Source organism: Salipaludibacillus sp. HK11 (assembly GCF_047795645.1).
GTDB lineage: Bacteria > Bacillota > Bacilli > Bacillales > Salisediminibacteriaceae > Salipaludibacillus.
Genome location: NZ_CP181045.1, coordinates 4071427 through 4082618 on the forward strand (window position 1 = coordinate 4071427; position 11192 = coordinate 4082618).

8 protein-coding genes are annotated in these 11192 nt (G+C 39.4%); 5 read left to right on the forward strand and 3 right to left on the reverse strand.

Annotated features, from left to right (window positions below; genetic code table 11):
- Nucleotides 1-437: 437 nt before the first annotated feature.
- A complete protein-coding gene (locus ACM26V_RS19325) occupies nt 438-1772 on the forward strand; it encodes a cytochrome ubiquinol oxidase subunit I (RefSeq protein WP_416148352.1) in 1335 nt (444 codons plus the stop codon).
- Nucleotides 1773-1785: 13 nt separating this feature from the next.
- The gene (locus tag ACM26V_RS19330) at nt 1786-2814 is read left to right on the forward strand and encodes a cytochrome d ubiquinol oxidase subunit II (protein ID WP_416148353.1); all 1029 of its coding nucleotides are present in this window, start codon (nt 1786-1788) and stop codon (nt 2812-2814) included.
- A 267-nt stretch (nt 2815-3081) separates the two neighbouring features.
- On the opposite strand, the gene ACM26V_RS19335 is transcribed toward ACM26V_RS19330, so the two are convergent.
- The 3 genes from ACM26V_RS19335 to ACM26V_RS19345 form a co-directional block, all read right to left on the reverse strand.
- Nucleotides 3082-4578, reverse strand: coding sequence for a potassium/proton antiporter (locus ACM26V_RS19335; protein ID WP_416148354.1), 1497 nt, complete (start codon nt 4576-4578; stop codon nt 3082-3084).
- A gap of 19 nt (nt 4579-4597) precedes the next feature.
- Nucleotides 4598-5140, reverse strand: coding sequence for a tyrosine-type recombinase/integrase (locus ACM26V_RS19340; RefSeq protein ID WP_416148355.1), 543 nt, complete (start codon nt 5138-5140; stop codon nt 4598-4600).
- A 562-nt stretch (nt 5141-5702) separates the two neighbouring features.
- A complete protein-coding gene (locus ACM26V_RS19345) occupies nt 5703-7070 on the reverse strand; it encodes a transposase (protein WP_416148356.1) in 1368 nt (455 codons plus the stop codon).
- Nucleotides 7071-7290: 220 nt separating this feature from the next.
- Between ACM26V_RS19345 and resA the strand changes: the two genes are divergently transcribed.
- The 3 genes from resA (at nt 7291) to ACM26V_RS19360 (ending at nt 10997) form a co-directional block, all read left to right on the forward strand.
- Nucleotides 7291-7818 carry a thiol-disulfide oxidoreductase ResA gene (gene resA / locus ACM26V_RS19350; RefSeq protein ID WP_416148357.1) on the forward strand — a complete coding sequence of 176 codons (528 nt, stop codon included), beginning with the start codon at nt 7291-7293 and terminating at the stop codon, nt 7816-7818.
- 209 nt (nt 7819-8027) lie between these two features.
- On the forward strand, nt 8028-10496 hold the full coding sequence (locus ACM26V_RS19355; RefSeq protein ID WP_416148358.1) for a heavy metal translocating P-type ATPase: 2469 nt from the start codon (nt 8028-8030) through the stop codon (nt 10494-10496).
- A gap of 171 nt (nt 10497-10667) precedes the next feature.
- Nucleotides 10668-10997 carry a four-helix bundle copper-binding protein gene (locus ACM26V_RS19360; RefSeq protein WP_416148359.1) on the forward strand — a complete coding sequence of 110 codons (330 nt, stop codon included), beginning with the start codon at nt 10668-10670 and terminating at the stop codon, nt 10995-10997.
- Nucleotides 10998-11192: the final 195 nt, after the last annotated feature.

The following is an 11192-nucleotide window of genomic DNA, read 5'->3' on the forward strand; positions in this document are numbered from 1 at the left end:
TGTCGTGTTTAGTTAGATTAAAGCATTTTCACTAGTTGTTTTATTAGTTGGGCTAGCATAACTGGATTACCATTCAGTTTCGTGCTTGTATTTTTTAGCCCTTACTTTCGTTTAGACTAATAAAAAGCTCCCCATACACTTCATATAACGGGTTTACTTGTGAGGTGCAAAATGGTAAATCGCAGACCAAATCACAGTATTATTCACATATTTAAGGGCATGGAGATTAGTCTCCATGCCCTTAAATATTTTAGTTGAATATTTAAATAACTCTCCAGTTACTTTAAATGTAATCATTCACAATGCCAAAAAGATTCAATATAGTTTAATGTCTATCTAATCCTTTTTATATAATTTTCTTCAAAGGGGGATGTATAAATATTCCTATTGTAATAGACAATAACGTTGTTAATTATTTTTAAAAGGGTGGTAATGTAATGGACAATGTAATACTAGCTAGGACTTTGTTTGGTTCCTCCTTAGGGTTTCATATTATTTTTGCAACCTTAGGAGTTGGTCTTACTTTTATGATACTAATTGCAGAAATACTAAGGTTTATTACGAAAGATAATGATTATGGCATCCTAGCCAAGCGTTGGACGAAAGGGGTTGCCATATTACTTGGAGTTGCTATTCCCTCAGGAACAATCGTAGGTGTCATGATGTCCTTAACATTTCCTGGTTTTATTGAAGTAGTTGGTCAGGTCATTGCCTTACCTTTTGCCATCGAAATATTTGCTTTCTTTGTTGAAGCACTGTTTTTATCCATTTATATTTACGCTGCAAGTCGTCTATCTTCTCTAATGCGGCTTATTAGTGTGTTTTTTGTTGCTCTTGGGGCTACTGCTTCTGCAGTGTTAATAACGAATGTACAGGCATGGATGAACACACCGACAGGGTTTGATGTCGTGGAAGGCCAAATTACCAATGTAGAACCATGGCAGGCGGTGTTAAATCCAGCATTTGGTTATACGGCTGTACACGTGGTGAGCAGTGCCTATATGACTACTGCATTTGTAGTCATTTCTGTGGCAGCTTATCGACTGTTACGGGGAAATTTAAATACTCAGGAAAAGAACTATTATCGAAAGGGATTAATGGTCGCTTTAATCCTCGGTGCAGCAACGTCGATTTGGACAGGCTCTACCGGTCATAGCGCAGCAGTAGGTTTACATAATTATGTGCCAATAAAGTTGGCGGCAGCAGAAGGGTTATTTGAGACCCAATCCAATGCTCCATTAGCGATTATGGGTATCCCTGACCCTGAGGCTAACGCTGTCGTTGGGGGGATAGAAATTCCGGGGATGCTTAGCTGGTTAGCGACTGGATCCACAGACGGTCTAGTCAAGGGGTTAAATGAATATCCCCGTGAAGATTGGCCTCCCCTCTTTGTTCATACGCTCTTTAACGTCATGGTAGGAATTGGCACATTGTTAATCGGTTTGTCTATAGGAGCACTCTTTTGGCGGTTTATCTTCAAGAAGAACCCTTACCCTAGATGGCTATTAATGGCCTTATTACCTAGTGGTGCCCTTGCCTTGATTGGAATGGAAACGGGTTGGATTTTTGCCTGTATAGGCAGACAGCCTTGGACAGTCATGAATATTCAACGAACGGCAGATGCAGCAACGGCATCAGGAAATCTTGGTTTCATTTTCGTTTTGTTTATTTCTTTATATCTCTTATTACTTGTGTTAACTGCACTGGTGATGAGGTTCTATTTTGAACGAAACCCACTAGCTAATGAATATCAAGTGACAACATCCGTATAAAGGGGGGATTTCATTGCATGAAGCATATGTAGCTATTTCGATTATTTGGTTGTTCTTATTTTTATATGCCATTGGAGGGGCTATCGACTTTGGCGCCGGATTTTGGGCGATGTATTATTACGAACGGAAAGAAACCACTGCCGCTAACTTTGCAAACTTATATTTATCCCCGTCGTGGGAAGTGACGAATGTCTTTTTAGTCTTGTTTGTGGTGGCGTTATCCGGTTTTTTCCCTGGAGCAGCATTTTCCCTTGGATCGTTAATGATTGTTCCCGTTAGCTTAGTATTATTGCTCTTGACGATTCGCAGTGCCTTTATGGTCTATTCCTTTACCGTTCAGAAGTATATTAAATTGTTGCGTTATACTTCTGGTATTACTGGGCTGTTAATTCCTGCTTTGATGGTTACGATTTTACCAATTATTATCGGGGGATTTATTGAAGTAGTTGGCGATCGTAATTACATATTATTTAACAAGGTACTAACAAGTCCTACGGTGTACGCTCATATTGGTTTTGGTCTTGCGAGCCAGCTCTTCCTCTCCTCCTTGTTTTTAAGTGATTATGCAAGGGAAGCGAATTCCAATGAAACCTATGAGGAATTCAGAAAAAATGCGATTATTCTTGGTCCAATCATGTTAATTCTTGCCGTTGCAGCCACGTTAACACTAATACCGGAAGCGATGTGGATGGTGGAAAATATGGTGATGCGATGGGAGTTATTTGCCTTTAGTGTATTTGCCTTCTCTGTTGGTTATAGTGCCTTATGGTGGCCGTCCAAAAAAGTCCGTATCGGTCAGCCGCGGGTAGCCGTCATTCTCATTGTGTTACAGTTTGCATTAGCAAGCTTTGCCTATGGATGGGCCCATATGCCTTACATTGTATATCCAGAGTTGACCATCTTTGACGGATTAACTAATTTGGCTATGTACCAATCGCTGCTCTGGGGATACATCGTTATGATGGCCATTCTCATTCCTTTATTCATCTGGTTCTGGCGATTATTCCTTAAGGACAAGCGATATCTTACCAGCGAAAAATAATATCATAGGAAGAGCATAAAGTGCTCCAATTCCGATTACCTATTGCCCGCGTCCTGTGGGCAATGGGGTCATGTCATTCCATGCCATGTGAACAGAGATGTGAACTTCTATGTGATCTCTCTTTTAAAAAGCTTAAATCACTAGATATAACATGAAAAATACGCATGAGATTTTTTATGTGAAATCTCATGCGTTTTCAATTGTAAGTGGCTTGTTTTTAGCTCTGAAGTAAACCTGTTGCAATTCATAGAGAGCGAGCTTCTTTGTTTAGGAATCAGCTTTTTTGGTTGTGCTTTTTTTTGCTTCCAAAACTTTCTTCAAGTCCTCTTTAAACCTTGTTGCAACGAGAATATATAAGTAGTCTCCATCTTTGATTTCTGTTTCGCCATATGGAGTAATCAGGTTTTCATCCCTCACAATCGCGCTGATGTTGGCTTTTTGGGGAAAAGAAATTTCATGTAACTTCTTTCCGACAATTGCTGAATGTTCATTTGTTTTAAATTGAACCATTTCAGCGTTGGCTTTCCCCATAGAAATCAGCTCCATAGAATGGTGGGGGGTATCCTTGATCGGACCAGTCAAATGTAATTTTTCAGCAAGGAAAGTAATTGTTGATCCTTGAATCAGTGTCGACGTTAAGACTATGAAGAAGACAACATTAAAGAATAGTTGTGCATTATCAAGTCCAGCTACAATCGGAAAGGTTGCAAGGACGATTGGGACGGCTCCACGCAAGCCTGCCCAGGACAGAAATACTTTTTCTTTAATAGAGTATTTCATTCCAAGGGTTGAGAGAAATACGGCGACAGGACGAGCAACAAGGATTAAAATGAACGATAAAAGCAATCCTCTTATAATGACTTCAAAGGTGAAAACTTGAGTAGGAAAAACGAGTAAACCTAAGATAATAAACATGACTATCTGTGACATCCAAGCAAATCCTTCATTAAATTGAAAGATGGAATACCGGAAAGTGAGCTCAGAATTACCGACGACAAGGGCTGCTACATAAACTGCTAGAAATCCGCTCGCCTCTAAAAAGGAAGCGACACTAAAGGTTAATAGTGCAAATGCAACAGAAAATAACGGGTAAAGTCCACTCGAATCCAAATGGATGCGGTTGATCGACTCAGAAGCAAGCTTTCCTAACAGTAAACCGATCAACAAACCGACGCCCATCTGCCAGAAAAAAGCAGGGATGAGTGTCCAAATATTCGTTTCTGGATAAAGGATGAGTTCTATGAATGAGAGAGTTAAAAAGACAGCCATCGGATCGTTTGCTCCCGATTCAGCTTCTAAAATGGCTCCCATTCTTGCTTTGATGTTTCGTTCCTTCAAGGTAGCAAAAACTGCGGCTGCATCAGTCGAGCCAACAATTGCTCCAAACAAAAGAGCCTCGAGAATGGTCACATCAAAAATAAAATATGCTGCTCCTGCGACAATGGTAGAAGTAAGCAAAACACCAAAGGTTGCTAGAGAAATAGAAGGCACCGCCACCGATCGAACAGTTGACCATTTTGTTTGAAGCCCACCTTCAAAGAGGATAATGATCAAGGCAAATATTCCGATTGTTTGTGCCATTTGCGGATTGTTGAAGTCAATAAATCCAAATCCATCACTTCCAATGAGCATTCCTACCAGAATAAAAAGAACGAGTGCTGGGACGCCTAATCGATTGGAGAATTTTGCAGCTAACACACCTGCTATGAGGATGAAGGCACCGAGAGATACCAATGTATTCGTTTCAAAAGATTCTATAAACATGCATTTCCCCCCTCAAAGTTTAAAGATTTACGTCTAGGCGTTGTCGTTGATTGTGATCTATACCAATATATTTTAATGTTTCTGCAGGACTTGTATGGTGTAATCGTTTTTGAATGAGTGAAATAGCAATCCCCTTTAAATAAGCATGGTATCCAAATGTTTTTCTTAACGTATGAGTTCCAATTTGTTCATATACCCCTGCTTTTCTAGCTGCATCATGAATCATTCGGTAGGCTTGCTGACGAGTGATAGGGTTTAGCCCTTTTTTTGATTTAAATAGGTACTGATCGTAGGTGTAAGATGTTGATAGAATATGTTCGGAAATTGCTTGTTTGACTTGATCATTCAGGTAAATATCGACATTATTGATATGTAGAAAAGAGAGGGACTGACCTTGTTCATCTAGGAGATGTTGAAATTTTAATGGGAGAATTTCACTGATGCGTAGCCCGGTGTTAATACCGAGTACAAACAACAAATTATCTCGGCTCGATTTCATTTTAATGATTGATTTCATCATGCGTAATTTTTCTAAATCTTTAATCGGATGAACATACTCCATGTCAGACCTCCTTAATTAATAATGTGTCATAACCTAATTTTATCATAGAATTATGTAACCTAAAAGTGAAAGGTGTCGCGGCTTTTTATGTAAATATAGACCATGAGCAGAATATTAATTAGCTAAAACGTGTATTTTTTTTGTTCCTTCAAGGCAGAGCGCTCACCTAAAGGGGGTGAAAAGTACATGATAGTGCCATTTAGCCGACTTTCGTCTTGTGAAGAGAACGCAGAGAGAATTTTCGTGACAATGCGAGCGCTCATCTAAAGGGAACGCACTGAAGTTCAATAATGTGTCGATTACTTCATATGATTTTCACATTTATTTGAGTCAATTTCATAATGCATTTTCTGAATAAAGTCAGAAGCGCAGAATATCAAAAGTACTCTTTTAAAAAATCGTCACTTTAAAAGCTAGTGTTGATAGTTGAAAACTTGCTCGCTTGCCGCAGGCAATGCTTCAGCTAATCGGGGGAAACCGCCCCGATGGATCTTCAGCTATTGCTTTTCCTGCAGGCGTCTCACAGATTTTCAACATCAACGATCAAAAATTTTGTATACCTTTAAGCAGCTTTCTGTCCTTGGCTTCTCTTTGTTTTCAGTCGTAATCCTGCGAGTTTCATGGCATTGTAAACAAGTGTAGTAAAGTCAAAATGAACTTTCGCTCTTTCTCCTGTTCGGTATCGTATATTGTTTAGTTGAAATTGTTCTTTTAGATACGCAATCACTCGTTCAGAGGAACTTCGTTCTTTATAGATCGTCTTCCATGATTCAGTACCTCTTGCTGGAGCACTATATTTCCGCAAGTCTGTATCCATTTTTATCTTAAAGACCTTTTGACATAGCGAGTCATGAGCGAGTGGACACTCTCCACATTCTTTTGGTTGGGTAAATTTTAATGTTTGGTACTTCTTATCAAAGCTGTCATATCGGTAAGAATGTTCTCTCACACAGGTTGGGGCAAAGTGTTTATCAAAGCCAAGTGGCTCCGGTTCATTCCGCTTATTATAAGCTATAATCGAATAGCCTTTCATCCGATGAACCTGTTCATAGATAGCTGGATAATCATAGCCAGCATCCATCGTCACGTGTTTCATCTGAAAATGAGGAAAATGCGTTTGAATGCCCTTTAATAACGGAATCGCAGCTTTACCATCATTTAAGTTACCGCTAGACATGAGAGATTCGAGAATAAATTGACTCTTTGTTTCAACGGCGATATGACCCTTGAAGCCATACCAAAAAACATTTTTACCGTCACTGTTCTTTTTGATGCCCCATTCTGGACCGAGAGGGATCTCATCTTCAAGGTTGTCAAAAGGTATGTCCAATTGATCTTCGATTTTCTTTTTATAAACCGGAAGAGAAGCTTCAAATTCTTCTTTTTCTTTGAGCCATGCCGATTGTTCTTCCTTGTTTTTACGGCCGCGTTTTTTCGGCTCGGGTTTCGGTGTATCATCTTTCTTTTCTTTGGAAGGGGCTTTATCTTTCGCTTCGATATGTGTCGCATCAATGGCCACATTGAAGTCCGAAATATACCCATCATCTATAGCTTCATGGACGAGTTGATGGTTGATATCTTTCAGTACAGAAGAAGCTTTAATCTCACTTACCATGCGGGAGTAAGAAGCTTCCGAAGGAATTGCGTCTGCCACACCAAATCCGCAATCTCTTTTAAACTGAATGTCATCTTTCAGGCGTTTAACTAAGAGTTTTACTTCACTAATTCTTTCCACATAACGAATGATCAACGATTGGATCATCGCTGGATAATTCAGCTTTACAGGGCGACCCAAACGTGATTTTTTGAGCACCATGAGTACAATAGGACCGGTGGTCAGTGTTGAAAATAACTCATCGTAACGTTGGGTAGGTTCTAAATCGTATAAAACATCTATACTTAGTAGGCTCTCTTGTCGTAAAATGGACATAGGAGTCTTCCCTCCAGTCAAATTAGTTTGTTCGCTACTTACTAAATTCGACAGTTGGGGAGGTACTCCTTTTTTTGTTTCTTAAATCTCTTGGGCCACAAGGGCTCTGAATTATGAAATTGACTCATTTGTTATCGTTTAATAAGTTTAATTTATTGTCAAAACTGAGGAGGATAACCTATGATAGAATGTGAATGAGTTTGTCTTGGGGAGGTTCAGTATGAAGAAAAATCGATTATTAATTCGCGCTGTTATTTTAATTGTGATGATATCGGCGATTAGCTATACGATGTACACGCATTTTTCTGAAGATAGAGGGTTGGTGGATGCTGGAGACAGAGCACCAGATTTTATCCTTGAAGATGTTAATGGTGAGGAAATTCATTTAGCAGATTATGCAGGAAAAGGTGTTTACTTAACATTTTGGGCGACTTATTGTACCTACTGTGTCGATAAGATGGAATATTTAAAAGAACATTATGAGGAATATAAAGCGAAGGACGTAGAAATAATAGCAGTGAATGTCAGTGAGTCATCGATTCAAGTGCAACGTTTTCTTGATCGCAATCAAGTTCCTTATCCGAATCCAATTGATCGAGGGATGGTAGTAGGTAATGCTTACGGTGTAACTGCTATTCCTCATACGTTGCTCATAGATGAAGATGGTATGGTTATCGAACGACAAATCGGAGGTAAAACGGAAGCTCAAGTTATAGAAGCTCTGGAATCGGTTGTTCCAGAGCAGTAATAACTTTCCAGACATATTTCCTTTTATACAACAAATGCACACGGATTCCTCAGAGGATGACTTGAAAGAAATGTAAACAATTGTCACGGTAAATAAGAATAAGGTAAAAGTTCTTGCATTGTTAACAAGAACTTTTCTTTTAATTAGTTGAATACCATACAGGGGTATAGTATAATGGGATTTAAGTTAGTTTAGGAGGAGGGAAATAGATGGAAATGAAAAGATTTTTGGTGAAAGGCATGACTTGTGCGTCGTGCGTCAGTCGTGTGGAAAAGTCCGTTCAGAAAGTGGATGGAGTCCAAGAAGTCAACGTCAATTTGGCAACCAACGAATCACAAATAAAAATAGATCCAAAAAAAGTATCAGATCAACAACTGATTGATGCGATAGAAAAATCAGGCTATGAAGCGACAAGCATCAATGAGACAGATAATCATCAACTGTTGTTTTCTGTGACTGGCATGACCTGTGCATCTTGTGTCAACCGAGTCGAAAAAAAGGTTGCTAAAGTTGAAGGGGTGGAGGAAGTAAATGTTAACTTAGCTTCGCATCAAGCACAAGTGAAGGTGAATAAAAGAAATTTTGACCCATCTTTTGTTATTGAGGCAATTGAAAAAATTGGGTATGAAGCTGAGGTACTTAAGGAAAATCGTTCAGAAGATCAAGAAGACCATCAAAAAAAAGAAGCATCGAAGTTAAAGCGAGATTTTACTTGGGGTGCTATTTTAACGACGATTGTACTGATTGGTAGTATTCCGCACATGATGGCAGAGTGGGGAGCGTGGGTTCCAGAGTGGTTATCCAATCCTTATGTTCTGTTATTATTAACAAGTTTTGTTCAATTAGGGCCAGGGATGAGATTTTATACGAGTAGTTTCAAAGTACTGAAAAATGGTTCGGCAGATATGAATGTCCTTGTAGCGATGGGAACGACATCCGCCTGGGTTTATAGTGGTGCGATGACACTGTTTCCAGAAACATTAACAAATATGGGCTTTCCATATCAACTTTATTATGATGTTACAACCGTCATTACGACGTTGATTATTCTCGGAAGATACTTTGAAGCTAAAGCGAAAGGCCAAACTTCCATGGCTATAAAAAAATTAATGGGATTACAAGCAAAAACAGCACTTGTCATAAGAGACGGCGAGGAAATTGAGATTGCGATGGAAGATGTGGTTATTGATGATGAAATTTTAGTACGACCAGGCGAAAAAATTGCTGTTGATGGGGTTGTTGTCAAAGGTAATTCTTCCGTAGATGAAAAGATGTTAACGGGAGAGTCGATTCCGGTTGAAAAAAGTGTTGATGATGAAGTCATAGGCGCGACGATCAATAAAACGGGAAGTTTTGTTATTAAAGCTACGAAGGTAGGAAAAGATACAGCGTTGTCGCAAATTATTCGTATGGTCAATGAGGCGCAAGGATCGAAAGCGCCAATCCAGCGTATGGTCGATGTTGTTGCCGCTTATTTTGTCCCAGCAGTTGTCATTTTAGCGACACTTAGTTTTGGGCTTTGGTGGATGATTGGACCTGAACCAGCATTTATTGTCGGATTAACCTCTTTCATATCGGTACTAATTATTGCCTGTCCTTGTGCATTAGGTCTTGCAACGCCGACAGCTATTATGGTTGGTACGGAAAAAGGAGCAGAAAATGGGATTTTAGTTAAGGATGCAGCTAGTTTGGAACGAGCAAATAAAATCACAACTGTTGTTTTGGATAAGACTGGAACAATTACAGAGGGGAAACCTGAAGTAACTGATATCGTCACTCATTCAAAGTTTACTGAAGAAGAATTTCTTGCCATCGTTGCTTCAATCGAGAAGGCTTCTGAACATCCGCTAGGTGAAGCGATTGTTCAACATGCTAAAGATAGGAACGTAGATTTACGAAGTGTCGAAAATTTCGATTCTATTACGGGGCGGGGGTTATCTGCTACATTGGATGATGTCGAGATCTTAATTGGCAATATCCTCTTGATGAAGGAAAAAGATATTCATGTTGAAGAGCAATTTGAGCATCAAGCAGTAGCTTTGGCTGACCAAGGAAAAACACCAATGTATGTTGCCATAAGTGGAACATTTGCTGGTGTCATCGCAGTGGCGGATACGCTTAAAAAGGATACGGTGGACGCGATTAAAGAACTTAAATATATGGGCATGGATGTTGTCATGATTACAGGAGATCATGAGAGAACAGCGAAAGCAATTGCAAATCAAGCTGGGATTGATGATTATATTGCAGAAGTTCTACCTGAAAATAAAGCAGAAGAAATCAAGGCGTTTCAACAGAATGGAAAGATTGTCGCTATGGTTGGAGATGGAATTAACGATGCTCCTGCGTTAGCACAAGCAGATGTAGGAATTGCAATTGGAACGGGTACAGATGTTGCAGTAGAAACGGCAAACGTCACACTGATGAAAGGGAATATGATGAGTGTTGTCACAGCACTAAGGTTGTCAAAAGCAACGATGAGGATGATTTATCAAAACCTTGGCTGGGCATTCGGTTACAACATCATACTAATACCTGTAGCAGCAGGGATTTTATATCCTTTCATTGGAATTTTTCTAAATCCAGCTTTAGCAGGAGCAGCGATGGCTTTTAGTTCTGTATCTGTTGTATTAAATACGCTAAGACTCAAAAAGTTCAAATCATTGCCGGATAGTTAATGGAAGAAAGTTAGAGAGTACCGAATTTTTTGATATATATCCAAACGGAAATAGTGGGCTGTGCTAGTGATACAGCTCATTATTTTTTGTGTTTACGTTGGGCTTTTTGATAGTGATGAATTATTCACTAAAAATAGACCATAATAAGTGTTAGTTAAGGAGGGGTTTAACATGGCGCACGAACAATATCAATCGGTTATTAATGTTTTACATGAATGCATGGAGGCTTGTAACCACTGCTATGATGCGTGCTTAAAAGAAGGCGATATGAAAATGATGTCCGAGTGCATTCGGTATGATCGCGAATGCGCGGATATCTGTGGTTACTTAGAACAGGCTTTAAGCAGAGGGACACCATTTGCTTCGGAACTTGCCGGTGCTTGTGCAAAAATATGTGAAGCATGTGGCGAAGAATGTAAGACACATGGTCATGACCATTGCAAAAAATGTGCAGATGCTTGTTTTAAATGCGCAGAAGCATGTAGGAAATTGGCTGCGTGATGATAGTGATTGTGTTTTATTATCTAGACTTCTTCTCCTGTAACGATTGAATTTGAATTTCTCTCTTATTCAGACCGATTTGCAAATTCAGATGAGCTAACAGTCCGAATCCTATGCTGATTCGGACCGATTTCCGAATACCAATCGTCAATCAGTCTAAAACCTCGGCTGATTCGGACCGTTTTGTAAAATCGG

Coding starts and splice junctions, on each gene's coding strand:
- ACM26V_RS19355 (WP_416148358.1), top strand. CDS start 8,028: ATGGAAATGAAAAGATTTTTGGTGAAAGGCATGACTTGTGCGTCGTGC.
- ACM26V_RS19335 (WP_416148354.1), bottom strand. CDS start 4,578: ATGTTTATAGAATCTTTTGAAACGAATACATTGGTATCTCTCGGTGCC.
- ACM26V_RS19340 (WP_416148355.1), bottom strand. CDS start 5,140: ATGGAGTATGTTCATCCGATTAAAGATTTAGAAAAATTACGCATGATG.
- ACM26V_RS19325 (WP_416148352.1), top strand. CDS start 438: ATGGACAATGTAATACTAGCTAGGACTTTGTTTGGTTCCTCCTTAGGG.
- resA (WP_416148357.1), top strand. CDS start 7,291: ATGAAGAAAAATCGATTATTAATTCGCGCTGTTATTTTAATTGTGATG.
- ACM26V_RS19360 (WP_416148359.1), top strand. CDS start 10,668: ATGGCGCACGAACAATATCAATCGGTTATTAATGTTTTACATGAATGC.
- ACM26V_RS19345 (WP_416148356.1), bottom strand. CDS start 7,070: ATGTCCATTTTACGACAAGAGAGCCTACTAAGTATAGATGTTTTATAC.